The following is a 26,985-nucleotide window of genomic DNA, read 5'->3' as shown; positions in this document are numbered from 1 at the left end:
CTTGAGGCTGCCCCCGCAAGACAACGGGATCAAGCCTCCAAAGTTGATCGACGAATCGTCCAGTACACACTTGTACCGAACTTATATGACTCTGCGAAGCAACGGGCGTTAACCGATCGAAAACCTGCGGAAAACCTTGGAGTTTCGCTCTATCTCAGGTTAACGCGCGCCTTCCAAAGCTCGTAGCCCGCTCATTGTCCGCGAAGCGGGCGCAGGAATGCCTCTACCGTAGGCAGCATCTTCGCGACGATGATGTCGACCCCAGCCGCGGTGGGATGAAGCCCATCGGCCTGGTTGAGCTTGGGGTCAGCCGCAACGCCTTCGAGAAAGAATGGATAGAGCGGCACATCGAATTGCTTGGCGAGATCCGGATAGATCGCGTTGAACTTCGCCGCGTATTCGCTGCCATAGTTCGGCGGCGCGAGCATGCCGCATAACATCACCGCAATCTTTCGCGCCTTCAGCCGGGTCACGATCTCGGTCAGGGCCTTGCGGGTCACTGCGGGATCGATGCCGCGGAGGGCGTCGTTGGCCCCGAGCTCGACGATCACGGCATCGGTGCCGTCGGGCACCGACCAATCGAGCCGGTCACGGCCACCGGACGCAGTATCGCCGGACACGCCGGCATTCGTCATGTCGATAGCTATACCATTGTCCTGCAGGGATTTTTGTAACTTGGCCGGAAATGCCTCGTTGCCGGCGAGGCCAAGTCCTGCACTCAAGGAATCCCCGAGTACCACCACCTTTATCGGCTTCGCGGCGTCGGCCCCGGCGAGCGCCGGGCCTGCCGTCATCAATCCGAGCATCAACACGAGTATGTGCACGGCCATCCGCCCGAAACTCTCGACCCGGCTTGCGGAAGTGCCATATGACCGAGCCATGGACAGCCTCATCGAACCCTCACAATTGGCCGGCTCTGTGCCGGACACGATCTCCATCTCCAACGTCAACCTCTCGCTCGGCACCGGTGCTGCGCGGGTCCATATCCTGAAAGATATCAGCCTGCGGGTCGGTCAGGGTGAAACGATCGGCCTGATCGGTCCCTCGGGATCGGGCAAATCCACGCTGCTGATGGTGATGGCGGGGTTGGAACGTCCGGATAGCGGAGAGGTGGTGGTCAATGGCACCGCTTTCAATGCTCTCGACGAGGATGGCCTGGCCCGGTTCCGCGGTCGTCAGGTCGGGATCGTGTTCCAGTCGTTCCACCTCATTCCCACGATGACGGCGCTGGAGAATGTCGCGGTGCCGCTCGAATTGGCAGGAAACATGGACGCGGCGCGGCGGGCGGCACAGGAGCTGGAATCGGTCGGACTCGGTCACCGCCTGCACCACTATCCGACCCAGCTCTCCGGCGGTGAGCAGCAGCGGGTCGCGTTGGCGCGCGCGCTGGCGCCGGATCCCGCGATCCTCGTCGCCGACGAGCCCACCGGCAATCTGGACGAAACCACCGGCAGGCAGATCGTCGACCTTCTGTTCACCAAGCATGCCGAACGCGGCATGACGCTGGTGCTGGTGACCCATGACAGCTCGCTGGCGCATCGCTGCGACCGCGTGGTGCGGCTGCGCTCCGGGCGGGTCGAAGGCGATCACAGCAAGCCGCAAGTCCGGACCGCATGAGCACGATATCCGAACCGATCGGCGGCGGCCGGACGACCGCTCTGTCCGTCCGCTATGCGCTGCGCGAGCTGCGCGGTGGCCTGCGCGGCTTCTACGTTTTCATCGCCTGCATCGCGCTCGGCGTGCTGGCGATCGCGGGCGTCGGCTCGGTGTCAGCCAGCCTCAGCGACGGGCTGACGCGAGAAGGCCGCACCCTGCTCGGCGGCGACGTTGCCTTCTCGCTGTTTCAGCGCGAGGCCAAGCTTGAGGAAGTCGCCTTCCTGCGCACGCATGGCGAAGTCTCGCTGGCGGCGACGTTGCGGGCGATGGTGCGTGCGGCCGACGGACGGCTGGCGCTGGTGGAAGCGAAGGCCGTCGACGGCGCCTATCCGCTGCTCGGCCACCTTGACCTGAAACCGGCCATGCCGCTCGGGGATCTGCTCGGCGAGCGCGACGGCGCTTTCGGGGCCGCCGCCGATCCCGCGCTGCTCGCCCGGCTCGACCTCAAGGTCGGCGACACCGTCACGATCGACAAGGCCCGTTTCCAGATCCGCAGCACGTTGGAGGCCGAGCCGGACAAGCTATCCGGCGGCATCGGGCTCGGCCCGCGCTTTCTGATCAGCGAGGCGGCATTGCGTGCCACGCAGCTGCTGCAGCCCGGCAGCCTGGTGCGCTGGACCTATCGCGTCCGCCTGCCCGACAATGCGGCCGACGATCATGCCACCGCCGCCTTCATTGCCGCGGCGCGCGAGGCCTCGCCTTCCGCGGGCTGGGAGATCCGCTCCCGCAGCAACGCCTCGCCGCAGCTCGAACGCAACATCACCCGTTTCACCCAATTCCTGACGCTGGTCGGACTGGCAGCGCTATTGGTCGGTGGCGTCGGCGTCGCCAATGCCGTGAAGAGCCACATCGACCGGCGCACCGAAGTGATCGCAGCGTTCAAGGCGCTCGGCGCAACGAGCCGCGATGTGTTCGGCATTTACCTCACACAGGTGATCGTACTGGCCGGCATCGGCTCGGTGATCGGACTTTGCGCCGGCGCGGCACTGCCCTTCGTCATCGTCGGCCTCCTAGGCAAGCTGTTGCCGTTACCGGTAGTGCCGGCGCTGCACCCGGACGAGCTCGCGCTGTCGTTCGTCTACGGTCTCCTCACCGCGCTTGCGTTCGGCCTGTGGCCGCTCGGCCGCGTCCACGACGTGCCGGTGGCGGCGCTGTTTCGTGAAGCGGTGATCGCCGAATTTCACCGTCCGCGCTGGCGCTATCTGGTGCTGATGGCCGTAGTGGTGGCGTTCCTGGTCGCCGTCGTCATCGGGCTCGCCTACGACAAGCGGATCGCTGCGATCTTCGTGGCGGCCTCGGTTCTGGTGTTTGCGCTGCTGCGCGGCGTCGCAGCGCTGGTGATGGCGACCGCCCGCCGTCTGCCTCGCAGCCGGTTGCCCCTGGTCCGGCTCGCGATCACCAACATTTATCGTCCCGGTGCCCTGACCCCATCGGTGGTGCTGTCGCTCGGCCTTGGACTGGCGGTGCTGGTGACGATCACTCAGATCGACGGCAACCTGCGCCGGCAATTCCTGGCGCAGCTGCCCGAGCAAGCGCCCTCGTTCTTCTTCATCGATATCCCTTCGACCGAAGCCGATCGCTTCGGCACGTTTCTCAAGCAGCTGGCCCCGAACTCGAAAGTCGAGGAGGTGCCGATGCTGCGCGGGCGCATCGTTTCCGCGCGCGGCGTCCGCGCCGAAGACATCAAAGCTTCGCCGGACGCCGAATGGGTGCTGCAGAGCGACCGCGGCCTGACCTATACGGGCGAGGTGCCGAAAGGCTCCAAAGTGGTCGAAGGCCAATGGTGGGGCGCCGAATACAATGGCCCACCGCTGGTCTCGATCGAGAAACGGATCGCCGACGGCATGGGGCTGAAGGTCGGCGACGAGATCGTGGTCAATGTGCTGGGACGGGACATCACCGCTCATATCGGCAACATGCGCAACATCGACTGGCAGGGGCTCGGCATCAATTTCGTCCTGGTGTTCTCGCCTGGCGCCTTCAAGGGCGCGCCACACACCCATGTGGCGACCCTGACCGAGGCGCGGGCCGACGTCACCGACGATGCGCAGGTCATCAAGAAGGTGGCGGATGCCTTTCCGATGGTGACCAGCGTGCGGGTGCGGGAAGTGATGGAGACGATCGGCGCGGTGGTGTCCAACCTGGCGTTGGCGATCCGCGGCGCGAGCGCTGTCACATTGATCTCCGCAATTCTGGTATTGGGCGGTGCATTGGCTGCCGGCCATCGCCATCGTGTCTACGACGCGGTGATCCTGAAGACCCTGGGCGCGACGCGGCTGCGTCTGCTTGGCGCCTATGGGTTGGAATATCTGTTGATCGGCCTGGCCACGGCAGTATTCGGGGTCATCGCCGGTTCGGTGGCAGCCTGGCTGATCGTGACACGGCTGATGACCTTGAGTTTTGTCTGGCAGGCCGGCAGCGCCGCCTGGGTGGTTTTGGCAGCCCTGGTCGTAACCGTCGGATTGGGGCTGGTCGGCACCCTTTTGGCGCTCAACCAGAAACCGGCCTCCGTCCTGAGGAATTTATGAAATTGCGGCGCTCTGCCGCACGGTTAACGCGATGTAAGGCCAAAAACACGTGCGGAGCGACATTCGGCCGCGCGTGGAAGCTTGCATCGAATATGCTAGTTTCCCACTTGAATGATGGGTTCAGAGTCCGCCCCCGGACGTAAATTTGCCGATGACGGAAATTTAATGTCGGGAGCGAGGGACATCTGAGATAGGGTTTCGAGAGCTGGCGGAACGGGCCCACAAACGGACCGCCGGACAAACAACGGGAATTCGACCATGTCGGATCTAAACCGCAATTACGCTTCTCCCTTCGGCCGGGTCGCCGGGCGCGCCGATGCCGCGACCGTCGATGCCGGTCTGCGCGCCTATATGCTGCGCATCTACAATTACATGAGCATTGGCCTCGCCATCACCGGCTTGGCCGCGCTCGGCGTCTACATGGCGGCCGTGACCGGTGATCCGGCGGCCGGCGTCTTCCGCTTCGGAAACGCCTACCTGACCCAGTTCGGCTACGCGATGTTCGTGAGCCCGCTGAAGTGGCTGTTCATCCTCGCGCCCTTGGCGATGGTGTTCGCCATCTCGGCCGGCATCAACCGCTTGGCACCGTCGACCGCGCAGATCCTGTTCTGGGTGTTCTCGGCGCTGATGGGTGTTTCGCTGTCGTCGATCTTCCTGGTGTACACCCACACCTCGATCGTGCGGGTGTTCTTCATCACCGCGGCGACCTTCGGCGCGCTGAGCCTCTACGGCTACACCACCAAGCGTGACATGACCGGGTTCGGCTCGTTCCTGTTCATGGGCCTGATCGGCATCGTGATCGCAAGCCTCGTCAACCTGTTCCTGGCGAGCTCCGCGCTGCAGTTCTTTGTGTCGATCATCGGCGTGTTCGTGTTCGCCGGCCTCACCGCCTGGGATACGCAGCGGCTGAAGAACGAGTACATCTACGGCTATGCCTCGGCCGGCGGCGACGTCGCTGAGCGCGCAGCGATCACCGGCGCGCTGTCGCTGTACCTGAACTTCATCAACCTGTTCACGCTGCTTCTGCAGCTGCTCGGCCAGCGCGACTAACAACGGCGAAGGCCAACCTGTTCAAAGCCCCGGCTTCTGGCCGGGGCTTTTTTTGTTGGACCTCGGGCAGCTCTCTGCGCCCCCATCAAGGGCACGAAGACCGCCCCATCGAACACTTGCCCATGGAAGAACTGGCGGGAAGACTTGCCGGGAAGACCTGCCATGTTGGAAGGCGGTTGAACGTGGGCCGGCCCCTGATATGGTTCCGGTCCATGTCAGAACTCGAAATCCGGCCGACGAGCGAGGCCGACCTTGCCGCCATTACCGCGATCTATGCGCAGGCCGTGCGCGAAGGCACAGCGACCTTCGAACTGGAGCCGCCGGATCTGCCTGAGATGACGCGTCGCTTCCGTGCGTTGACCGACGGCGGCTTTCCTTATTTGGTCGCGGTGCAGGATGGCCGTATCGCCGGCTACGCCTATGCGGGGGCCTATCGGCCGCGCCCGGCCTACCGCTTCACGGTCGAGAATTCAGTCTATCTCGATCCTGCAAGCCATCGGCGCGGGATCGGCTTGCGGCTGATGCAGCAGCTGATCTCGGAATGCGAGGCCCGCGGCTTCCGCCAGATGATCGCGGTGATCGGCGACTCGGCCAACGCCGCCTCGATCGGCCTGCACACCCGATGCGGCTTCCAGATGATCGGCACACATCCGAACGTCGGACTGAAATTCGGACGCTGGCTCGACACGGTGATGATGCAGCGCCAGCTTGGCCAAGGCGCCGATACGCTGCCGGCAACCTGAAAATCCGCCCCTCATTCCGGAACGTGCGCGGGCCAGCGGCCTCGGCGTGGCGGCCGACGCGGTCACACCAGCGCCGGCTTGCGATCGATGACCAGGAGAACCCGCTCAAGTTCGTGGCCGCGGCGCAGGATCAGCCCCGTGGCCGAGATCACGCTGTACATGCCCTGCTTGCGGGCGAGCCGCGGGTCCTTCTCGATCCGGTAGAGGGGAACTTCCGAGGCGCGCCGGAACACTGAAAAGACCGCGCGGTCGCGTAGAAAATCGATCGAATAGTCCCGCCACACGCCGTCGGCGACCATGCGGCCATACAGATTCAAGATGCGGTTGAGTTCGAGGCGGTTGAACGTCACCCGATTCGGGATCGCCGCGGCGACGTTGCGGGCCGCCGCGCGGTTCTCGCTCGGGTCGGCATCCTCCGGTACGAGGTTCATTGAGCGTCCTCCTGTCATCTGCATGACATGATCGCGCCGTCCCTCAACGACCGCAAGGGACTCTTGAGGAGACTCGCGAAGGCGCTCAAAGCGACCCTGGGCCACTCATGATGATCGCCGGCGATTCTTGGTGATTCTTGGCGAGCCAGATCCGCCCTGTGTCGTGCAGCCTGCACGCAATGCGGGTCCGTCACGGGATCGTTAGCGGAATCATAATGACGCCCCACTTCCGCCAAGCGTCCGCCCCTCCAACCAAACATAACGTTGCGTGTGCGTTGGCCCGGTCCTTTCGGTTCCGGATTCCTCAGCCCCCAGCCCCCCGGGGTCGTCAGGATCGGGCCTATTCACTCCTCCCGACATCGAAGGATGCCATTGAAGGACCGACGAAAGTTGGTCCTTTTGCTTTTGGGGGTATTCCTACTCCGCGTCCGACCTTCGCATCTAGCGGGGGCGAGCTGGTTGCGAGCTGCGGGTGCGAAGAGCTCCGGCAGAGTCTTGATCTCAGCGCGGCCTCGAATCGAAGATGGTTGCGCAGACCTGCTGAGCGGAACCCGAACTCGCGATTTTCCGACCGACGACAGTCGCAACGCCGACCGCGAGAAGCGCCAACGCCTCAGCGTGCGTGCAAATCCGGACGTGGGATCGGATCAAACGTCAGTGAAGTTCGGTATAGGCGGCGCCGAGCATGGGGCCGGGACGGTCTCGCGTCCCGTCCTGCACGTAGACGACGGCGCCATCCACGCCCTCATGGGCGATCTTGTCGATAGGCACATTCCAGTGTCCCGGCGTCCCATTCCAATCGCCGACCTTCAAGAGATTGCGAACGACGTTGTAATAGGTCAACTCGCGGCCGGTGTTCTCGCCACGGCTGATCGAGATCGGGATAGCCTTGGAGATCGAGCAGAGCCACACCTCGCCGCGCTTGTGCGCAGCCTGCTCCTTTGCGGCCGCGACGCTCACGGTCAACTCATCGCCCTGAAGGACCAGGCTGACCGGCACCGACATTACGGCGCCGCCGCGCATCGTGTCTTCGATCGCGCCTTCGATCGCCTCGCGATCGCTACCGATGACGTGAACCGAGCCGTTGATGACGGCCTGCGGCGTGTAGACCTCGCGGTCGCCGCGCATGCGCGAATAGGCCCGCTGGCGGGCTGAGAACCGGGAATCGGCCAAGGTGTCCTTCCAGCCGAGATAATCCCAATAATCGATCGGCATGCTCATGGCGATGACGGTGGGATCCTGCGCCAACTCGCCAAGCACCTTGTCCGCCGGCGGACAGGACGAACAACCTTGGGATGTGAAAAGCTCAACTACCGCGCGAGGATCGGCTTGGGCCGGTCGAATGACGGCGATGATCGCACAGACCCCGAGCGCCGCGCCCGACCACCAAGACGTCCTACCACCCATCATCCCTGCCATGGTCGCATACTACCCGTCACACCTTGCCGCGTTGACACCGTCCCGAAATCGCCTCGAGGCACGATGGTATACCGAACACAAAAGAGGCGGCCCATGTCATAGGCCGCCTCCCGCATCACCTGCCACTCACTTCAGAGTGAGCCAATCTGTCGCACCCTCACGCCGCGAGCTTGCGCAGCACGTAGTGGAGAATGCCGCCGTTTCGATAGTAATCGAGTTCGTCGAGGGTATCGATCCGGCACAGCAGCGGGACCTGCTGCGTCGACCCCTCAGCCGAGGTGATCTCGGCGGTGAGCGTTTGGCGAGGCTTGAGATCGCCCTGCAGACCCCTGATGGTGACCTTCTCGTCACCCTTCAGGCCGAGCGACTGCCAGGATGTACCCTCCTGGAAGGTCAAGGGCAGTACGCCCATGCCGACCAGGTTGGAGCGGTGAATACGCTCGAAGCTCTGGCAGATGACGGCGCGGACGCCGAGCAGCCGCGTGCCCTTGGCGGCCCAATCGCGCGACGAGCCGTTGCCATATTCGGCGCCGGCGAACACCACCAGCGGCACGCCCTCGGCCTGGTACTTCATGGCAGCGTCGTAGATCGGCATCTGCTCGCCGTCGGGCCAGTGCTTGGTGAGACCGCCCTCGGGGATGCTGCCGTCGGCGCCCTTGAGCATGAAGTTCTTGATGCGGATATTGGCGAAGGTGCCGCGCATCATGACTTCGTGATTGCCGCGGCGGGTGCCGTACTGATTGAAGTCCGCGGGGCGCACCTGATGCTCGCTGAGGAATTTGCCGGCGGGCGAGGTCAGCTTGATCGAACCGGCCGGCGAGATGTGGTCGGTGGTGATCTTGTCGCCGAACAGCGCCAGGATGCGGGCTTCCACCACGTCCTTGATCGGCTCCGGCTCCTTCTTCATGCCCTCGAAATAAGGCGGGTTCTGTACATAGGTCGAGCCCATGTTCCAGCGGTAGGTCTCGCTCTCGACCGTCTTGATCTTGCGCCAGTTGGTGTCGCCCTTGAACACGTCGGCATAGCGCTTCTTGAAGATCGACGCCTTCACGTACTTCTTCATGAAGTCGTTGATTTCCTTGGTCGTCGGCCAGATGTCCTTCAGGTAGACCGGCTTCTTGTCCTTGCCGATGCCGATCGGCTCGACCGCAAGGTCCTTGGTCACAGTGCCGGCGAGCGCGTAAGCCACCACCAGCGGCGGTGACGCCAGATAGTTGGCCTGCACGTCCGGCGAGACGCGGCCCTCGAAGTTGCGGTTGCCGGACAGCACGGCCGCAGCAACGATGCCGTTATCGTTGATCGACTTCGAAATCTCCTCCGGCAGCGGGCCGGAATTGCCGATGCAGGTGGTGCAGCCGAACCCGACCAGGTTGAAGCCGACCTTGTCGAGGTCCTTCTGCAGGCCGGAATTGGCGAGGTATTCCGCCACGACCTGGCTGCCCGGGGCGAGCGAGGTCTTCACCCAGGGCTTGGCCTTGAGGCCCTTGGCGACCGCGTTGCGCGCGAGCAGGCCGGCCCCGATCAGGACGCTCGGGTTCGAGGTGTTGGTGCAGGAGGTGATCGCCGCGATCACCACGTCGCCGTGACCGAGATCGAAGTCGCGGCCCTCGACCGGGAAGCGGTGGGTGGCGTCCGTCTTCTTGTACTCGCCAGCCAGCGCGGTGGAAAAGCCTTCGCCGACCGCCGGCAGGGCAATGCGGCCTTCGGGCCGCTTCGGACCGGCCATCGAGGGCACGACGTCGCCGAGATCGAGCGTCAGCGTCTGCGTGAATACCGGATCGGCCGACTTCGCCGTACGGAACAGGCCCTGTGCCTTGGCATAGGCTTCGACCAGCGCAACACGCGCCGACTTGCGGCCCGAGACCTTGAGGTAATCGATCGTCGCGGCATCGACCGGGAAGAAGCCGCAGGTCGCGCCATATTCGGGGGCCATGTTGCCGATCGTCGCCTTGTCGGCCACGGAAAGATTATCGAGACCGGGGCCGAAGAACTCGACGAACTTGCCGACCACGCCGAGCTTGCGCAGCATCTGGGTCACCGTCAGCACGAGATCGGTCGCGGTGACGCCTTCCTTGAGCTGGCCGGTCAGCTTGAAGCCGACCACGTCGGGCAGCAGCATCGAGAGCGGCTGGCCGAGCATGCAGGCCTCAGCTTCGATGCCGCCGACGCCCCAGCCGAGCACGGCGAGGCCGTTCACCATGGTGGTGTGGGAATCGGTGCCGACCAGCGAGTCCGGATAGGCGACCTCGAAGGTGCCCTTGGTGCGGCCGACCGTCATCTTCTCCTTCTTGGTCCACACCGTCTGCGCCAGATATTCCAGGTTGACCTGGTGGCAGATGCCGGTGCCCGGCGGCACCACGGAGAAGTTGGTGAAGGCCTTCTGGCCCCATTTCAGGAATTCGTAGCGCTCCTGGTTCTGCTTGTATTCCTCGGCCACGTTCTTGCCGAACGCCTTGTTGTCGCCGAAGAAGTTCACGATGACGCTGTGGTCGATGACGAGATCGACCGGCACCAGCGGGTTGATCTTCTCGGCATCGCCGCCAAGCTTCTGCATCGCGTTGCGCATCGCGGCCAGATCGACCACCGCCGGCACGCCGGTGAAATCCTGCATCAAGACCCGCGCGGGGCGGAAAGCGATTTCATGCTGCAGCGTCTTCTTCTTCAGCCATTTGGCGACGGCGAGAATGTCGTCCTTGGTCACGCTGCGACCGTCCTCGTTGCGCAACAGGTTCTCGAGCAGCACCTTCATCGAGTACGGCAGCTTGGAGATATCCTTCAGACCGTTCTTCTCTGCGGCGGGAAGGCTGTAATAGACATAAGACTTCGTACCGACCCGAAGGGTCTTACGGCTCTTGAAGCTGTCGAGCGAGGTCATGCGTGGAAATCCCAATTGATCGTTATACCCGGAGAGGGTACCCAAGGACCGTCAGCGCAAAGCGCCGGGTGGCTTGCAGCGGGGGTTTGTGTGCTGCATCAAATCCGGGCTTATAGAAGCTTTCTAACTGCGCCGCCACAGAGACGAGCAAGTCGCGACGTGGCATCACCCACAAATTCTGAAGTGCTAGCCATCGGATTCAGAGGGCTGTAACGGACGGACCATGCAGCTGTTGGGAAGCGATGTCAGATGTGTGCGGGGCGGGCGCGAGGTGTTCGCGGGACTCACCTTCCAGGCCGCGGCAGGCGAAGCGGTGGCGGTCACCGGGCGCAACGGTTCGGGCAAGACATCCCTGCTGCGGCTGATTGCCGGGCTGCTGCTGCCGGCCGGCGGCACGATCGCGATCGAGGGCGGCGAGGACGAACTGACGGTCGCCGAACAGGCGCATTATCTCGGTCATCGCGATGCCCTGAAGCCAGCGCTCAGCGTGCATGAAAACCTATCCTTCTGGACCGATTTCCTCGGCGGCGGCGCGGTCCGCGCGACCGCCGATTGCCTTGCCGCGGTGGGGCTTGCGCACGCGACCGATCTGCCGGCGGCGTATCTCTCCGCCGGCCAGCGACGGCGGCTCTCGATCGCCCGACTGCTAGCTGTGCACCGTCCGCTGTGGCTTCTGGACGAGCCGACCAATGCGCTTGATGTCGCGGGCCAGGCGATGTTTGCCGATCTCATGCGCGCGCACCTGGCCGCGGGTGGACTGATCGTCGCCGCCACCCACGGGCCACTCGGCATCGACGTGCGCGAATTGCGGATCGGGGGGATGGGATGATGGATCGAGGCTGTTTTTCGTGCACGGCGGCCGTTCTCCCCTCCCCCTTGCGGGGAGGGAGCGCAGCGAGCGCGGGGAGAGAGCCTCGCTCTCGTACTAAGCCTCTCGCCGAGGCGCTCCCCGCATGACCGCGCTTGATGCCCTGATCCGCCGCGACATCAGGATTGCGCTGCGCGTCGGCGGCGGCGCACTGATCGGCGTCCTGTTCTTCCTGACTGTGGTCGTGCTGATGCCGTTTGCGGTCGGCCCCGATCTCGCGCTGCTGAAGCGCCTTGGCCCCGCGATCCTCTGGCTCGGTGCGCTGCTGGCCAGCCTGCTGACGCTCGATCGGCTGTTCACCGCCGATCACGAGGATGGCTCGCTCGACCTGGTCGTGATGAGCCGTACGCCCCTGGAGCTCGCCTGCGCCGCCAAGGCCCTGGCACATTGGATCGCCGCCGGCCTGCCGCTCGTCGTGGCCACCCCCGTGCTGGGTCTGCTCCTCAACCTGGATGCAACGGCGACGGGCGCTATCGCGCTGACGTTGCTGGCCGGCACGCCGGCGCTGACCTTCATCGGCATGATTGGCGCGGCACTCGCCGTGACGATGCATCGCGGGGGCCTGTTGCTTGCGGTCCTGGTGCTGCCTTTGTCCATCCCCGTGCTGATCTTTGGCGTCGCGGCCTCCCAGGCCGCAATCGTCGGCCCGCTACCATTTGGCGCACCCTTCTCCATTCTTTGCGCACTTTCTTTGGTCAGTTTCGTGGTGGGTCCTTTTGCTGCGGCAGCGAGCTTGCGGCACGGACTCGACTGAGCCGCGCCCGGCTTGACCCGCATCAACTCTTCTAGAGCGATCCTATGCTGATTGCCTGCAACCGCTCCGGCCTTTAACTAGATGCTTATGACACTGATCGACCTCGCCAATCCGACCCGGTTCCTTGCACTGGCTGCGCGGCTATTACCTTGGCTGGCGGGGATCACGGCCGCCCTGCTGGCGGCCGGCCTGTACCTGTCCGCCCTCGCCCCCGACGACTACCAGCAGGGGGCTACCGTCAAGATCATGTTCATCCATGTTCCGAACGCCTGGCTGTCGATGTTCGTCTGGGCGATCATGAGCGTCGCCTCACTCGGCACCTTGGTGTGGCGCCATCCGCTGGCCGATGTCGCAGCGAAAGCGGCGGCGCCGATCGGCGCGAGCTTCACCTTCCTGGCGCTGATCACCGGCTCGCTGTGGGGCCGGCCGATGTGGGGCACCTATTGGGAGTGGGATGCGCGACTGACCTCGGTGCTGATCCTGTTTCTGATGTATCTCGGCCTGATCGCGCTGTGGCGCGCGGTCGAGGACCCGACCCGCGCAGCCCGTGCGGCTGCGGTCCTGACCCTGGTTGGCGCGATCAATTTGCCGATCATCAAGTTCTCCGTCGACTGGTGGAACACGCTGCATCAGCCGGCCTCGGTGATGCGAATGGGCGGTCCCGCACTCGACAAGGCGTTCCTGATCCCGCTCCTGGTGATGGCGGTCGCCTTCACGTTCCTGTTCGTGACGCTGCATGTCGCGGCGATGCGCAACGAGATCCTGCGCCGGCGCGTGCGCAGCCTGCAGATGATGCAGGCGCGCAACGTTGCAAGCGACGTTTCGACCGGCGGCGTGCCCAGCCATATCGCAGGAGCGGCGTGATCCCATGGACCTCGGGCCCTATACGACCTTCATCGCCTCGTCCTACCTCGCGGCTGCCCTGGTCGTCGCGCTCCTGATCGCCTGGATCATGGTGGACCACCGTACCCAGAAGGCGCGACTGCGCGCGCTCGAAGAGAGCGGCGTCAACCGCCGCTCCGGTCGCGCCGCAACGGACATGTCATGACCGAACTGAGCCACCAGACCACCGAGGCCGCGCCGCGCCGCCGCTCCGTCCTGATGCTGCTGCCGCTGGTCGTGTTTCTAGGGCTCGCGGCCCTGTTCTGGTTCCGGCTCGGCAGCGGCGATCCCTCGCGCATTCCCTCCGCCCTGATCGGCCGCCCGGCCCCGCAGACGACGCTACCGCCGCTCGTCGCTTTGACGAACAACGGCACTCCGGTGCCGGGGCTCGACCCTGCCGCCTTCAAGGGCAAGGTCAGCATCGTCAACGTCTGGGCGTCCTGGTGCGTGCCCTGTCACGACGAGGCCCCGCTCCTGGTCGAGCTCGGACGCGACAAGCGGTTCCAGATCGTCGGCATCAACTACAAGGACGCTGCCGACAACGCGCGCCGCTTCCTCGGCCGCTACGGCAACCCCTATAACGTCGTCGGCGTCGACGGCAACGGTCGCGCCGGCATCGAATGGGGCGTCTATGGCGTGCCCGAGACCTTCATCGTCGGCCGCGATGGCACCATCGTCTATAAGCTGGTCGGCCCGATCACGGCAGAGAACATCACCACCGTGTTGAAGCCTGAGATCGAGAAGGCGCTGCAGGCGGGAAGCTAGCTCCGTCATTGCGAGCGAAGCGCCGCCACCCAGACGGGATTCTGGATTGTTTCGTCGCCGGGGCCTGTCATCGGGTTCGCCGGAGGCGAAACCCATGGGCGCCTCGCAATGACCACCGCCTATCCCTTGCTGACATCGCCCGCATCGGCTTCGCTGGCCTCCAGCGACACCGGCTCGAGATGATAGCGCTTGATCAGCGGCATCTGCGCGATGGCGAAGATCGTGGTCAGCGGGATCACGCCGAACGCCTTGAAGCCGACCCAGAAATCCGTGCTCTGTGTGCGCCAGACCGCTTCGTTCAAGACCGCCATCGCGGCAAAGAACAGTGCCCAGCGGAAGGTGAGGATGCGCCAGCCCGCAGGAGTCAGGTTGAACATCTGATCGAACATGATCGCGATGAAGGAGCGATTGAACAAGAGGCCGCCACCGAGCACCGCGGCGAACAGACCGTAGATGATGGTCGGCTTGACCTTGATGAAGGTCTCGTCATGCAAGACCAAAGTAAGCGTGCCGAACACCAGCACGACCACGCCGGTGACCAGCGCCATGATCGGAACGTGCTTGGTCACCACGTAGGACGCGATCATCGCCACGACGATCGCCACCATGAATGCGCCGGTCGCCGCGAACAGTTGAAACTTGGCATTGACCACGAAGAACACGAGCAGCGGACCGAGCTCGGTCGCCAGCTTGAAGAGTGGATGCGGCTGGGTCTTGTCCATGTCGTGTCCTGTTAGCTGTCCTCACCGCCAAAAGCGGCGACCCAGTATCTAAGATGTATGTTGGCGGCGCGGCGCACTCGATGCCCTGCAGGCGCGGGGCATGGCAAGAGAAAACTAATCCTCGATGCCGGCAATCGCGCGGGCAAAATCCTTCGCCGCGAATGGCGAGAGATCGTCGACGCCTTCGCCGACCCCGATAAAGTGCACCGGCAGTTTGAATTTCTCCGCCAGCGCCACCAGGATGCCGCCGCGCGCGGTGCCGTCGAGCTTCGTCATCACCAGACCCGTAACGCCTGCGGTGCGATGAAATGCCTCGACCTGCGACAGCGCATTCTGTCCCACCGTGGCGTCCAGCACGAGCAACACGGCATGGGGCGCTGACGCATCGACCTTGCGGATCACGCGCACGACCTTTTCCAGCTCGTTCATCAGCTCGGCCTTGTTCTGCAGCCGGCCGGCGGTATCGATCAGGAGGATGTCCCGGCCCTGCTCCTTGGCCGCCGTGATCGCGTTGAAGGCGAGGCTTGCGGCATCCGAGCCTTGCGCCCCGGCGATCACCGGCACCTTGGTCCGCTCGCCCCAGACCTTGAGCTGCTCGATCGCAGCGGCGCGAAAGGTGTCGCCGGCGGCCAGCATGACCTGCTTGCCTTCCGAGACGAATTTCGCCGCCAGCTTGCCGATCGTGGTGGTCTTGCCGGAACCGTTGACGCCGACCACGAGGATAACGAAAGGTTTACGAGCGGTATCGACATCGAGCGGCTTCGCCACCGGCGCCAACACCTTCTCGACCTCGGTCGCGACCACCGCCTTCACCTCGTCGGCGCTGATCGTCTTGTCGTAACGGCCGGTGCCGACGGCATCTGCGATCCGGGCAGCCACTTGCGTGCCGAGATCGGCGCGCAGCAGCACGTCCTCGATGTCCTCGAGCATCGCGCGGTCGAGCTTGCGCTTGGTGACGAGATCCGCAACAGCGGTCCCCAGCGCGCCCGAGGTGCGCTTCAGCCCGGCGGACAGCCGCCGCCACCAGCTGAGCTTGGGTGTTTCGGAGGTGGTATCGTTCATGGCGTGGTGTTAGCCCTTCCATCCCGCAAACGAAAGCCTAGACCGGATTTATGGATATCGACCAACCCACCGACGAGGAAATGCTGGCCCGCGTGCTCCATCGCGACGGGCTGATGCTGGTGATCGACAAGCCGGCCGGCATCCCCGTGCACAAGGGTCCCAAGGGCGGGCCGAATCTGGAGGCCTCGTTCGACGCGCTGCGCTATGGCCTGCCGCGACCGCCGGTCTTGGCCCATCGGCTGGACAAGGAAACCTCGGGCTGCCTGGTGCTGGGACGCCATCGCAAGGCAACGGCCTCGCTCGGGCTTTTGTTCAAGCATGGCAAGATTTCCAAGACCTACTGGGCGGTGGTGGAAGGCGGTCCGGACGAGGACGAAGGCACGATCGAACTGCCGCTCGGCAGGCGCAATGCCGAGCGCGGCTGGTGGCAGAAGCCGGATCCCGAGGGACAGCCGGCGATCACGAAATGGCGGGTGCTGGGGAAGTTCTCCCCTCCCCAACCCTCTCAGCGCGAGCCAAGCTCGTCGCAACCCGAAAGAGGAGAGGGAGCGCACTCTGCTCGCGCCGACACCGAGGCGACAACAGGCAGTACATCGACAAAGCTCACCTGGCTCGCCATGAAACCGGTCACCGGCCGCACCCACCAGCTGCGCGTGCATGCGGCAGCCATGGGCTGGCCGATCGTCGGCGACAATATCTACGGCAACGGTCCACGCCTCGGCGAGCCGCGGCTGCATTTGCATGCGCGCGAGATCAGCATCCCGCTGTCGAAGAACAAGCCGCCGGTGCATGTGGTGGCGCCGGCGCCGGCGCATATGCATGAGCGACTGAAGGCGTGTGGATGGCAGGGAGAGTGAGTGGAGCCGCTCACGACTGATTGAGACGCGCGCGACCACCGCACACTCCGCCGTCATCATCCGCGAAGGCGGATGATCCAGTACCCCAGAGACAGTCGCGATCAATCGAGAGGCCGCGGCGTACTGGATCGCCCGGTCAAGCCGGGCGACGACGACCGAAACTACGGAAGCAGCCTCGCCCCATCATGACCCGCAATCGCGAGCCGCCGCACCGCGCCCGGAGGCTCGCCGCTCACCGCCACCGGCAGATAATGCTCCGTGCGCCCCTGGGTCTCGCTCTCGATCAGCACCTCGCGCCGGCAGCCGATCTCCTCATCCAACCGCCGCCGCAACGCCGCCTCGCCCGCCGCCCGCAAGCGCCGCGCTCGCTCGCGGATGATGCTGCTCGCGAGCTGCGGCATTCGCGCCGCCGGCGTGCCGGGCCGCGGCGAATAGGGAAACACATGCAGGAAGGTCAGCGCACATTCCGCGACCAGATCGAGCGAACGGGCGAACGCCTCCTCGCTCTCGGTCGGAAAGCCCGCGATGAGATCGGCGCCGAGCGCGATGTCCGGCCGCAGGCGGCGCACTTGCGCACAGAAATCGATCGCGTCCTGGCGCAGATGCCGCCGCTTCATGCGCTTGAGGATCAGATCATCGCCGGCCTGCAAGGACAGGTGCAGATGCGGCATCAGCCGCGCATCGCTCCCAATCGCATCGAGCAGATCGGCGTCCGCCTCGATCGAGTCGATCGAGGAAATCCGCAGCCGCCTCAGCTCCGGCACATGCCGCAAGATCTGCTTCACCAGACGGCCAAGCTTCGGCATCCCCGGCAGATCGGCGCCATAGCTCGTCAGGTCGACCCCGGTCAGCACGATCTCGGCGTGACCGCGCTCCACCAGCGCACGGACCTGGTCGATCACCGCGCCCATCGGCACCGAGCGTGAATTGCCGCGGCCGAACGGAATGATGCAGAACGTGCAGCGGTGGTCGCAACCGTTCTGCACCTGAACGAACACCCGCGGCAGCCCGCGCTGATAGCCCTCCAGAAGATGCGGCGCCATCTCCTTCACCGCCATGATGTCGGAGACGGCGACCTTCTCGGTCGCGTCGATCCCGAAGCGCGGCGCCTCGAGCGCCTGCGCGCTGGCCCGCCAGGCCGCCGCATGCAGCTTGTCGTCATTGCCGACGACTCGATCGACCTCGGGCATCGCTGCGAACATGTCCGCTTGCGTCTGCGCCGCGCAGCCGGTGACGATGATGCGCGCATCGGGCCGTTCGCGCTTCAATTTGCGGATCGACTGCCGGGCCTGTGCCACCGCCTCGTTGGTCACGGCACAGCTGTTGATGACGATGGTCTCGGAAAGGCCGGCGGCATCCGCCTCGCGCGCGATCAGTTCGGATTCGAAGGCGTTGAGGCGGCAGCCGAAACTGACGACATCGACCGGCACGGCCGTCACGCCACGGAGGCGAACAGCGCGGGATCGAAGCGACCTTCATATTCGAACGTCGCCGTGCCGGTCATCAGCACGTGATCGTCGCGCTCGCGCCATTCGATGTTGAGATCGCCGCCCGGCAAGGTCACCCTGACGATGCGGTTGGCGCGCTTGAGCCGCGCCGCCGCGACTGCGGTGGCGCAGGCGGCCGAGCCGCAGGCCTTGGTGAGGCCGGCGCCGCGCTCCCAGGTGCGGATGGTGATGTGATCGCGATCGACGATCTGCGCCAGCGTGATGTTGGCGCGTTCCGGGAACACCGGATGATTTTCCAAGAGCGGGCCGACGCGGGCGAGATCATAGGCATCGACGTCATCGACCCAGAAGATCGCGTGCGGATTGCCCATGTTGACCACCGAGGGCGAATGCAGGATCGGCGCATCGATCGGACCGATCTGCAGCTCGATGTAGCGGGTATCGCGGAACTCCTCGGCGAGCGGAATGTCCTGCCAGCCGAACTTCGGCACGCCCATGTCGACCGTGTAGAGATCTGACGAAGGCCCTTGCCAGCAGTTCAACAAGCCGGCACGGCTCTCGAAAGTTGCCGTGGTCTCGCCGGTGGTCTCGAACACCCGCCGGACCACGCAGCGCATGCCGTTGCCGCAGGCGCCGGATTCGGAGCCGTCATTGTTGTAGATGCGGATGAAGGCCTCGGTGCCGGTCAGCCGGGGCGGCTGCAGCACCATCAGTTGATCGTAGGGGACGCGGGAGGCGATGGCGCGGGCCTCGTCCGGCGTCACGACATGCTTCGAATCACGCAAGTCGAGAACGACGATTTCGTTCCCGATCCCGTTCATCTTGGCAAAGGCGTGGCCTGCGAGCGCGCTCATGAAAATATCCAAATTGTGTCCGTCTTATATGGCGGAATGGCGAGACATTGACCAGCCCAGCCGACCCGTAATGGCCACATGACGCATCTGTCAGGGGACGATCAAGGCCGGACATGATAGGAACCGGGCCATTCGCCGGCACGAACCGGGCACCGACGCACGGCCCTGGAGAATAATTGGATGAATGTAAGTACCTTCCGCCGCGCTCTGGCCGTAACGTCGGTCGCGCTGTCATTCGGAATCGCGGCCGCTCAGGCCCAGTCGCCGTCCGCGTCGCCGGCTCCTGCAGCCTCGTCGACTCCGGCCCCGGCATCGAGCGCCACCCCCTCGCCCGAGACATCGGCGACGCCAGCCCCGGCCGCCTCCGCCAGCCCCGCGCCGGCTGCCAGCCCGGCACCAGCGGCGAGTGCGAGCCCCGCACCGGCAGCGCCGGCCTCCCCGCCTCCGGCCGCAGCCCAGGCCCAGCCATCGGAAGCCTTCGGCGAGGAGATCACGCTGGCGGCCAAGAAGGTGCTGATCGTCAAGGGCACCGCGAACTGGGACAATGCCTTCGATACCCTCATCGATTCATTCAAGACATTGTCAGCGCTGCTCGACAAGCAAGGCATCAAGCCGGCCGGCAACGGCATGATCGTCTACACCTCGACCGACGACACCGGCTTTACCTTCATGGCCGAGATGCCGATCGACCAGGAGCCGAAGAACCTCGGCAAGGGCATGAGCATCGGCCAGTCGCCCGAGGGCAAGGCGCTGAAATTCGTGCACCGCGGCTCCTACGACAACATGGACAATACCTATGAGGCGATCACCAATCACCTCGACGAGCGCAAGCTGGAAGCCAAGGACACCTTCATCGAGGAATATCTGACCGACCCCTTGAAGACTGCCGAAGACAAGCTCGTCATCAACGTTTATGTGCCGCTGAAATGATGAAGATCACCGCCCGCATCCCGCTTGCGCTCGTCATTGCGGCAGGGGCCGCAACACCCGGCCTAGCCCAGCAGCCGGCGTCGACCGACTTTCCGCCGGCGATCTCCGTGAGCGGAGAAGCCAGCGTCTCGGCGCCGCCGGATCTCGCACAGATCGATGCCGGCGTCGCCTCGGACGCCAAGACCGCGCGCGAGGCCGCAGAGGCCAACAATACCGCGATGGCCAAGGTGCTGCAGGCGTTGAAAGCGGCTGGCATCGAGGACAAGGACTATCAGACCTCGCGCCTGTCGCTGCAGCCGCAATATGCGCCGAACCGTCCGGGGCAATCGACCGTGGTCGGCTACCGCGCCAGCAACCGCGTCACCATCAAGCTGCACGACGTCAGCAAGGTCGCCAGCCTCATCGATACCGTGGTCGGCGCCGGCGCCAACGATGTCGGCAATGTCTATTTCACCGTCGCCGAACCGTCGAAGCTGCTGGACCAGGCGCGCGAAAAGGCTGTGGCCGACGCTCGCCGCAAGGCCGAGATCTATGCCAAGGCGGCGGGCGTGACGCTCGGCGCGCCCTTGAGCATATCCGAAGAGGGCACGCCGACGCCGATGTTCCGGGTCAAGACGCTCGCGGCACCGATGGCCGCCGCATCGACCCCGGTCGCGCAGGGCGAGGAGACGCTGTCGATCGCCGTCAGCGTGACCTGGGCGATCAAGACGGGGCAGTAGCAACATACTCGATGTCGTCCCGGCCTTGAGTCGGGACCCATAATCCCGATCGGAGATTGATGAGCGGGCTGGAGCTCTAACCTTCGTCACATTTGACGATGGTGTTTATGGATCCCGGGTCGGCGCCCGCCAACGCTGCGCGTTGCCGGGCTTGCCCGGGACGACGATCTCTTCTCGACCATCTATCAGATCTCCACCACCTGCCCCGGCTTGAGCACACCGAAGCGCTCGCGCGGAATGCCGGCGTCATCCAACGCCGCGTGAAGCGCATGGACCGGCGCGTCGATCGCCTCGTCCGTGAGCTGGAAGGTGCCGTGATGATGCGCCAGCGCGGCCTCCGCGCCGCAATCCTGCAGCGCCTGTACCGCGTCAGCCGGGTTCATGTGCTGATCCTGCATGAACCAGCGCGGCTCATAAGCGCCGATCGGCAGGATCGCGAGCTTGAGCGGCGCATGCGCTTCGGCGACACGGCGGAAATGCGCACCCGTGCCATAGCCGGAATCGCAGACGATGTAGATCTTGCCGGCGGGCGTCTCCAACACGAAGCTTGCCCACAGCGCCATGTTGCGATCGGAGATGCCGCGCGCCGACCAGTGGCGGGTCGGCACCAGCGTCACCGCAATCTCCGCGTTGAGCGCGACGCGATCGTGCCAGTCGTAGGCCTCGGCGCGGATCTTCGGGATCTTTGCCATCATGGTGAGATCGTTGCCGAGCGGCGTCACGACACGCGGCCCAAAACGCGCGTCCAGCCGCGACAACGTCCTGATATCGAGATGATCGTAATGACCATGGGACACCAGCACGACGTCGATGTTCGGAAGAGCATCGAACGCGATGCCGGGATGGTTGTGCCGCTTCGGCCCGGCGAAGGAGACGGGCGAGACCCGCTCCGACCATACGGGATCGATAAGGATGTTGAGCCCGCCGCCCTGGATCAGCCAGCTCGCATGCCCCACGAAAGAGAGCCGAACCGCATCGCCGTCGACCCGCACCGGCGGGATATCGGCATGGGGGCTGGGCACCCATTTGGGCCATTTGGCCGGCTTTTCGCGGCGGCCGAACTGCCAGCGCAGAACCTCCGGCAGGGATTTGGGCGGCACCCCATCGGGATCATAGAAGCGCTTGCCGTCGAAATGGTCGGTGATGGGACCTGAATAGGTCTTGGAACGGCGCGCCAATGTGATCCTCGTCGGAGCCGGAAACCTCAAGTTCGGCAACAGGTAAGCGGCCGGCCGAGGTCCGACAACGGGCCGCCGGAGTGCAAGTTTCCTTGACTTTTCGCCGGCTTGAGGGTTTAAGGCGGCCTCTTTATCGGAAAGTGTCATCTTTTCGAGCCACCGACCGGTCCTGGAGACCGGAGGTCAACGCCCGACAGCGCTATGCGCCCTCGGGCGCGAAATTGTTTGTATTGTCGGTTTCGGCACTATCTACCGAACCGACAGCCGTCATCACCCGCGAAAAGCGGGTGATCCAGTATCCCAGGGAGCTCGGCAGGAGCCGAGACGCTGCGGCGTACTGGATGCCTCGCATGCGCGGGGCATGACGATCAAGGAATTCAAGCGCCTGCAGTGCAGGACAAAGGACGAAGCAAGTGTTCGACAATCTGTCGGAAAGGCTTGGCGGCATTCTCGATCGGCTGACGGGGCGAGGGTCCCTGTCGGAGGCCGACGTCGACGCCGCGATGCGCGAAGTCCGCCGGGCGCTGCTGGAGGCCGACGTCGCGCTCGAAGTGGTCCGAAGCTTCACCGAGCGCGTGCGCGAACAGGCGATCGGCGCCACCGTGGTCAAATCGGTGACGCCCGGCCAGATGGTGGTCAAGATCGTCCACGACGAGCTGGTCAATACGCTCGGCTCGGACGGCCAGACCATCGATTTGAATGCCGTTCCGCCGGTGCCGATCATGATGGTCGGCCTGCAGGGCTCGGGCAAGACCACCACCACGGCCAAGCTCGCCCGGCGCATGACCCAGCGCGACAAGCGCAAGGTGCTGATGGCTTCGCTCGACGTCTACCGTCCGGCCGCCATGGAACAGCTCGCCGTGCTCGGCCGCGACCTCGAGATCGCGACCCTGCCGATCGTCGAAGGCCAGAAGCCGGCGCAGATCGCCCGCCGCGCGCTGGAAGCCGGCAAGCTCGGCGGTTACGACGTCGTGCTGCTCGACACCGCCGGCCGCACCACGCTCGACGAAGAGATGATGAAGGAGGCGGCCGAGATCAAAGCGGTCGCCAATCCGCATGAGGTGCTGCTGGTCGCGGACTCCCTGACCGGCCAGGACGCAGTCAATCTGGCGCGCTCCTTCGATGAGCGCGTGGGCCTGACCGGCATCGTGCTGACCAGGGTGGACGGCGACGGTCGCGGCGGCGCTGCGCTGTCGATGCGCGCAGTCACCGGCAAGCCGATCAAGCTGCTCGGCACCGGCGAGAAGACCGATGCGCTGGAAGACTTCTATCCCTCGCGCATCGCCGGCCGCATCCTCGGCATGGGCGACATCGTCTCGCTGGTCGAGAAGGCGGCGGCGAATATCGATGCCGAAAAGGCCGCGCGCGCCGCAGAGAAGATGCGCAAGGGTCAGTTCGACCTCAACGACATGCGCGAGCAGCTGATGCAGATGGCGCAGATGGGCGGCATCAGCGGGCTGATGGGCATGATGCCCGGCATCGCCAAGATGAAGAACCAGATCGCGGCCGCCGGCATCGACGACAAGGTCATCAAGCGCCAGGTCGCGATCATCGACTCGATGACGCGCGACGAGCGCAAGCATCCCGACCTTCTCAAGGCCAGCCGCAAGAAGCGTATCGCCGCCGGCTCCGGCCAGAGCGTCGAGCACGTCAACAAGCTGCTGAAGATGCACCGGAACATGGCCGACATGATGAAGGCCATGAGTTCCGGCAAGCGCGGACCTCTGGCCGGCATCGCCCAGGCGATGGGCTTTGGCGGCGGCATGCCCGCGCCTTCGCCCGAGCAGCTGAAGGCGCTCGCCGAGAAGATGCCGGGCGGACTACCCGCAGGTGGACTACCGAACCTGCCGAAGGACCTGCCAGCGGGCCTGCGCGGCGGATTGCCGAACCTGCCGGGACTCACCGGCCTTTCCGGCAAGCCGATGCTGCCCGGCCTCGGTCTGCCGCCGGGGAAGAAGAAATGAGGATCCGTTCCTCTCTCATCCCGTCATTCCGGGACGCGTCGCGAGGCGCGGGCCCGGAATCCATAACCACGATCGTGAGTATGGATTCCGGGCTCACCGCTTCGCGCTGCCCCGGAATGACGACATCTCTCAATATCATCTAGACCAAACGACACTCAGGAGAACCTTATGTCAGTCGTCATCCGCCTCGCCCGTGCCGGCACCAAGAAGCGCCCGGTCTACCACGTCGTCGTCGCCGACTCGCGCTTTCCGCGTGACGGCCGTTTCATCGAGCGCCTTGGCCATTTCAATCCGCTGATGCCGAAGGACAACGAGGCGCGGCTGAAGCTCGACATGGAGAAGACGAAGGCCTGGCTCGCCAAGGGCGCCCAGCCGTCGGATCGCGTGGCGCGGTTCCTTGACGCCGCCGGCGTCAAGAAGCGTGAAGCCCGCAACAATCCCGAGAAGGCCGTGCCGCGCAAGGAGCGCAAGGCGCAGGCCGAAGCCGCCGCGAAGGGCTAACTCGCCAATGGCCGATGCCTCATGCTTCGAGACGCACGGCTTGCGCCGTGCTCCTCAGCATGAGGATTTGGCGCCTCGTCCTGAGGAGCGCGCCGTGGCGTGCGTCCTGGAATACGAGGCCCGCTGATGTCCAAGCTGATCTGCGTCGCCAGGATCGGCGCCGCCCACGGCGTGCGCGGCGAGGTTCGCTTGTGGACCTTCACCGACGATCCGCTCGCCGTGCTGCATTACGGTCCGCTTCAGACCAAAGACGGCAATCGCAGCTTCGAAATTGCGAAAGCCCGCGAGGCCAAGGACCATCTGGTCGCGACCATCAAGGGCGTCGCCGATCGCAATGCCGCCGAGCGGCTCAACGGCCTCGAACTCTATGTGCCGCGCGACCGGCTGCCCGAGACCGAGGACGACGAATATTATCACACCGACTTGATCGGACTTGCCGCGGAGACCACCGCGGGCGAGCCGCTCGGGCGCGTGATCGCCATCCATAATTTCGGCGCCGGCGACATCATCGAGATCGCCCCGCCTTCGGGCAGCACGCTGATGCTGCCGTTCTCCAATGCCGTTGTCCCGACGGTCGACCTCGAGGGCGGCCGCGTCCTGATCGAGCTGCCGACGGAGATCGAGGGCGAGGAGCGCGATGGGCATGAGAACGGGAAGGATGAAACTGCGGCCGCCTTCTCTGCGGGTCGTCCCCGCGAAAGCGGGGACCCATAACCACAGGATTTAATGCGACGCAGACTTGAGCAACAGCTCGCTTTCGCCATGCTTGCCGGGGAATATAGGTTCCCGGCGCAAGGCCGGGACGACACTGAATTTGAGGTGGTGGCGATGGCAACTCACAAGTCTCACCACAAAGCCTGGCGCCTGCACGCGCCGAACGATCTTCGCTTCGAACAGGTGGAAACCCCGGCGCCTGCTCCCGACGGCGTGATCGTCAGCATCGAAGCCGCGATGGTGCTGTCCTACACGAACAAGGTCGTGGCGGCCGCGTTGCCCTACGCACTGCCGCCGATGCCGTTCGTGCCCGGCACCAATGCGATCGGGCGCGTGGTCGCGGCCGGCGCGAGCGTCGGCCATGTCCGGGCCGGCGACCGGGTCTTTCTCAGCCCGCATCTGCGCGCCGATGTGCCCGATCCCGAGCCGGCACAGATCCTGATCGGGCTCACCAGCATGGGCGCTTCCGAAGCCGCGCTCGCCCTGCAGGCGCACTGGCGCGACGGCGTCTTTGCGGAGATTGCGCATTGGCCGGCCGCCTGCGTCACGCCGCTCAGCGGCCTCGAGGACCGCGCCGCCACCGAACTGATCGGCCTCGCCAAACTCATCGTGCCCTTCGGCGGCCTGCAGCGGCTGAACCTGCGCGGCGGCCAGACCATCATCATCAATGGCGCGACCGGCTATTTCGGCTCGGGCGCGGTGCTCCTGGCGGTCGCGATGGGCGCGGCGCGCATCGTCGCAGTGGGCCGCAAGCGCGAGGCGCTGGAGCGACTGACTAAGGCCTTTGGCCCACGCGTCATTCCCGCCGTCGTCTCAGGCAACGATGCCGCGAAGGATGCGGCGACGATCCGCCATGCGGCGGGAGGCGGCGCCGACGTCGCGCTCGATCTGCTCGGCCAGGCCAGAAGCACCTCGACCACGCTGTCATGCTTGCGCGCGCTCAAACGCGGCGGACGATTGGTGCTGATGGGCAGCGCCACCGCGCCGCTCGAGCTCTCGTTCGGCGAGATGCTGGCGAATGATTGGGAGGTGGTCGGCCAGTTCATGTATGAGCGGACCGCTCCCAGCCAACTCGCCTCGCTGGCCCGCGAGGGCCTGCTCGACCTCGGCAAGATCGTGGTGACGAGCTTTCCGCTCGCCGACTTCCCGCGCGCGATCGAGGCTGCGGCCCTGATGCAGGGGCTCGATCTCACGGCCGTCGTGCCGTGACAGGAGCGATCATCGTCGAAATTTCATAACAGGAGACCTTATCACGGCCAATCAGATTTGGTAGTTCCATACTTGCAAACGGATAGCTCGCCCTGGCTCAACATCAGCACATAGCTGCCTTTGTTCGCCCGGTAACCGCCGGAGAGGATCATGCTCAGCCGTAAATTTTTGATCGTAGCCACCCTGCTGGGCTCGATGCCGCTCGCCAGCGCACAGCCGCAGGCCGAAACCACGCCCTCAGCACCCCAGCCAGCCAGCAGCGGTGAGGCAATGGAGGCGCCCCAGACCGGAGACCACTGGACGTACGAAGTCCGGGACGAAATCACTGGCGATCTGAAGTCGACCGTGATTCAGACCATCACCGACGTCTCGGCAAGCGACATCAGCATCCGCGTTTCTGCGCTCAACAACCCAAATACAGGATTCCTGACCTTCGATCGCAGCTGGAACGTTAAGAACAACGGCACATGGCGCTATGCCCCGAGCGATGGCACCGGCGTCAGCGTGCCGCTCGCAGTCGGCAAGTCCTGGCCCATCAAGTCGAACGACACCAGCATATCGGCCAACGCCAACTTCAGGCGAACTGGCACCAGTAAGGTGACAGCTAAGGAAAGCCTGACGACCTCAGCCGGCACGTTCGACACCTATAAGATCGAGACCTCGATCCAAGCGATCAACACAAAGGACCCTTCGCGAAAGATTCAGGTCACCCAGACCACCTGGTATGCGCCGGAGATCGATCATTGGGTGAAGCGTTCATCGGAGACCCGCATCGACGGGCAAGTTCGTGACAAGAGCGCGATGGAGCTGATCGAATACGGCCGTCGTTGACCGCAATCTCTCCTACTCCGAGCCT

The 26,985-nt window shown here is 64.7% G+C and carries 26 protein-coding genes; 17 read left to right on the top strand and 9 right to left on the bottom strand.

From position 1 onward, the window contains the following. Positions 1–191 precede the first annotated feature (191 nt). Positions 192–824: an arylesterase gene (locus QX071_RS04435; RefSeq protein WP_315703128.1), complete on the bottom strand. Its 633-nt coding sequence runs from the start codon at positions 822–824 to the stop codon at positions 192–194. 55 nt (positions 825–879) lie between these two features. On the opposite strand from QX071_RS04435, the gene QX071_RS04430 reads away from it, so the two are divergent. From QX071_RS04430 to QX071_RS04415, 4 genes are all read left to right on the top strand, one after another. Further along, positions 880–1,617 (top strand): ABC transporter ATP-binding protein, encoded by a 738-nt coding sequence (locus QX071_RS04430; protein ID WP_315702087.1) that lies wholly within the window; start codon positions 880–882, stop codon positions 1,615–1,617. Beyond that, the gene (locus QX071_RS04425) at positions 1,614–4,184 is read left to right on the top strand and encodes an ABC transporter permease (RefSeq protein ID WP_315702088.1); all 2,571 of its coding nucleotides are present in this window, start codon (positions 1,614–1,616) and stop codon (positions 4,182–4,184) included. Before QX071_RS04430 ends, QX071_RS04425 begins: the two co-directional genes overlap by 4 nt. A 258-nt stretch (positions 4,185–4,442) precedes the next feature. Beyond that, positions 4,443–5,234: a Bax inhibitor-1/YccA family protein gene (locus QX071_RS04420; protein ID WP_315702089.1), complete on the top strand. Its 792-nt coding sequence runs from the start codon at positions 4,443–4,445 to the stop codon at positions 5,232–5,234. A gap of 122 nt (positions 5,235–5,356) precedes the next feature. Next, entirely contained in the window at positions 5,357–5,977 is a 621-nt protein-coding gene (locus tag QX071_RS04415) for a GNAT family N-acetyltransferase (protein WP_315702090.1), read from the top strand. Between the two features lie 62 nt (positions 5,978–6,039). Here the strand turns inward: QX071_RS04415 and QX071_RS04410 are convergent, their stop codons facing one another. From QX071_RS04410 to acnA, 3 genes are all read right to left on the bottom strand, one after another. Continuing rightward, positions 6,040–6,408, bottom strand: coding sequence for a DUF2794 domain-containing protein (locus QX071_RS04410; RefSeq protein ID WP_315702091.1), 369 nt, complete (start codon positions 6,406–6,408; stop codon positions 6,040–6,042). Between the two features lie 654 nt (positions 6,409–7,062). Continuing rightward, positions 7,063–7,827 carry a DUF1223 domain-containing protein gene (locus QX071_RS04405; RefSeq protein WP_315702092.1) on the bottom strand — a complete coding sequence of 255 codons (765 nt, stop codon included), beginning with the start codon at positions 7,825–7,827 and terminating at the stop codon, positions 7,063–7,065. A 157-nt stretch (positions 7,828–7,984) separates the two neighbouring features. Continuing rightward, entirely contained in the window at positions 7,985–10,702 is a 2,718-nt protein-coding gene (acnA, locus tag QX071_RS04400; RefSeq protein ID WP_315702093.1) for an aconitate hydratase AcnA, read from the bottom strand. Positions 10,703–10,925: 223 nt separating this feature from the next. Between acnA and ccmA the strand changes: the two genes are divergently transcribed. The 5 genes from ccmA to QX071_RS04375 all read left to right on the top strand — a co-directional run bounded on the left by ccmA (position 10,926) and on the right by QX071_RS04375 (position 13,971). Beyond that, entirely contained in the window at positions 10,926–11,531 is a 606-nt protein-coding gene (gene ccmA, locus QX071_RS04395) for a heme ABC exporter ATP-binding protein CcmA (RefSeq protein WP_315702094.1), read from the top strand. Positions 11,532–11,655: 124 nt separating this feature from the next. Continuing rightward, positions 11,656–12,324, top strand: a complete 669-nt coding sequence (ccmB, locus tag QX071_RS04390; RefSeq protein ID WP_315702095.1) for a heme exporter protein CcmB — start codon at positions 11,656–11,658, stop codon at positions 12,322–12,324. 87 nt (positions 12,325–12,411) lie between these two features. Beyond that, a complete protein-coding gene (locus QX071_RS04385; protein ID WP_315702096.1) occupies positions 12,412–13,188 on the top strand; it encodes a heme ABC transporter permease in 777 nt (258 codons plus the stop codon). A gap of 4 nt (positions 13,189–13,192) precedes the next feature. Further along, positions 13,193–13,372 (top strand): heme exporter protein CcmD, encoded by a 180-nt coding sequence (gene ccmD / locus QX071_RS04380; protein WP_315702097.1) that lies wholly within the window; start codon positions 13,193–13,195, stop codon positions 13,370–13,372. Beyond that, on the top strand, positions 13,369–13,971 hold the full coding sequence (locus tag QX071_RS04375; protein ID WP_315702098.1) for a DsbE family thiol:disulfide interchange protein: 603 nt from the start codon (positions 13,369–13,371) through the stop codon (positions 13,969–13,971). The genes ccmD and QX071_RS04375 overlap by 4 nt, the downstream gene beginning before the upstream one ends. Before the next feature lie 119 nt (positions 13,972–14,090). Here the strand turns inward: QX071_RS04375 and QX071_RS04370 are convergent, their stop codons facing one another. Then, positions 14,091–14,693: a septation protein A gene (locus QX071_RS04370; RefSeq protein ID WP_315702099.1), complete on the bottom strand. Its 603-nt coding sequence runs from the start codon at positions 14,691–14,693 to the stop codon at positions 14,091–14,093. Positions 14,694–14,807: 114 nt separating this feature from the next. Beyond that, positions 14,808–15,755, bottom strand: coding sequence for a signal recognition particle-docking protein FtsY (ftsY, locus tag QX071_RS04365; RefSeq protein ID WP_315702100.1), 948 nt, complete (start codon positions 15,753–15,755; stop codon positions 14,808–14,810). Positions 15,756–15,805: 50 nt separating this feature from the next. On the opposite strand from ftsY, the gene QX071_RS04360 reads away from it, so the two are divergent. Next, entirely contained in the window at positions 15,806–16,612 is an 807-nt protein-coding gene (locus QX071_RS04360) for an RNA pseudouridine synthase (RefSeq protein WP_315702101.1), read from the top strand. A gap of 161 nt (positions 16,613–16,773) precedes the next feature. Here the strand turns inward: QX071_RS04360 and mtaB are convergent, their stop codons facing one another. Together mtaB and dapF are read right to left on the bottom strand one after the other, a co-directional pair. Next, positions 16,774–18,042 carry a tRNA (N(6)-L-threonylcarbamoyladenosine(37)-C(2))-methylthiotransferase MtaB gene (gene mtaB / locus QX071_RS04355; protein WP_315702102.1) on the bottom strand — a complete coding sequence of 423 codons (1,269 nt, stop codon included), beginning with the start codon at positions 18,040–18,042 and terminating at the stop codon, positions 16,774–16,776. A 5-nt stretch (positions 18,043–18,047) separates the two neighbouring features. Further along, entirely contained in the window at positions 18,048–18,914 is an 867-nt protein-coding gene (gene dapF, locus QX071_RS04350) for a diaminopimelate epimerase (RefSeq protein ID WP_315702103.1), read from the bottom strand. Between the two features lie 180 nt (positions 18,915–19,094). Here dapF and QX071_RS04345 point away from each other — a divergent pair, with 180 nt between their 5' ends. Together QX071_RS04345 and QX071_RS04340 are read left to right on the top strand one after the other, a co-directional pair. After that, entirely contained in the window at positions 19,095–19,844 is a 750-nt protein-coding gene (locus tag QX071_RS04345; protein WP_315702104.1) for a GyrI-like domain-containing protein, read from the top strand. Then, entirely contained in the window at positions 19,841–20,563 is a 723-nt protein-coding gene (locus QX071_RS04340; RefSeq protein WP_315702105.1) for an SIMPL domain-containing protein, read from the top strand. The genes QX071_RS04345 and QX071_RS04340 overlap by 4 nt, the downstream gene beginning before the upstream one ends. A gap of 185 nt (positions 20,564–20,748) precedes the next feature. Here QX071_RS04340 and QX071_RS04335 read toward each other — a convergent pair whose 3' ends face one another. Next, positions 20,749–21,741: an MBL fold metallo-hydrolase gene (locus QX071_RS04335; protein WP_315702106.1), complete on the bottom strand. Its 993-nt coding sequence runs from the start codon at positions 21,739–21,741 to the stop codon at positions 20,749–20,751. Between the two features lie 413 nt (positions 21,742–22,154). Between QX071_RS04335 and ffh the strand changes: the two genes are divergently transcribed. From ffh to QX071_RS04310, 5 genes are all read left to right on the top strand, one after another. Then, a complete protein-coding gene (ffh, locus tag QX071_RS04330; protein WP_315702107.1) occupies positions 22,155–23,705 on the top strand; it encodes a signal recognition particle protein in 1,551 nt (516 codons plus the stop codon). Between the two features lie 168 nt (positions 23,706–23,873). After that, positions 23,874–24,206, top strand: a complete 333-nt coding sequence (rpsP, locus tag QX071_RS04325) for a 30S ribosomal protein S16 (protein WP_315702108.1) — start codon at positions 23,874–23,876, stop codon at positions 24,204–24,206. Positions 24,207–24,332: 126 nt separating this feature from the next. Beyond that, positions 24,333–24,920, top strand: a complete 588-nt coding sequence (gene rimM, locus QX071_RS04320) for a ribosome maturation factor RimM (protein WP_315702109.1) — start codon at positions 24,333–24,335, stop codon at positions 24,918–24,920. Between the two features lie 114 nt (positions 24,921–25,034). Further along, positions 25,035–26,129 carry a zinc-binding alcohol dehydrogenase family protein gene (locus tag QX071_RS04315; RefSeq protein WP_315702110.1) on the top strand — a complete coding sequence of 365 codons (1,095 nt, stop codon included), beginning with the start codon at positions 25,035–25,037 and terminating at the stop codon, positions 26,127–26,129. Positions 26,130–26,279: 150 nt separating this feature from the next. After that, the gene (locus QX071_RS04310) at positions 26,280–26,960 is read left to right on the top strand and encodes a hypothetical protein (protein WP_315702111.1); all 681 of its coding nucleotides are present in this window, start codon (positions 26,280–26,282) and stop codon (positions 26,958–26,960) included. The last annotated feature ends 25 nt before the right edge of the window (positions 26,961–26,985 follow it).

Origin of the sequence: Bradyrhizobium sp. SZCCHNS1022 (assembly GCF_032484835.1) — a bacterium.
GTDB lineage: Bacteria > Pseudomonadota > Alphaproteobacteria > Rhizobiales > Xanthobacteraceae > Bradyrhizobium.
The sequence above is the reverse complement of the archived record's forward strand: the minus strand, read 5'-3'. Positions and strand labels throughout refer to the sequence as shown.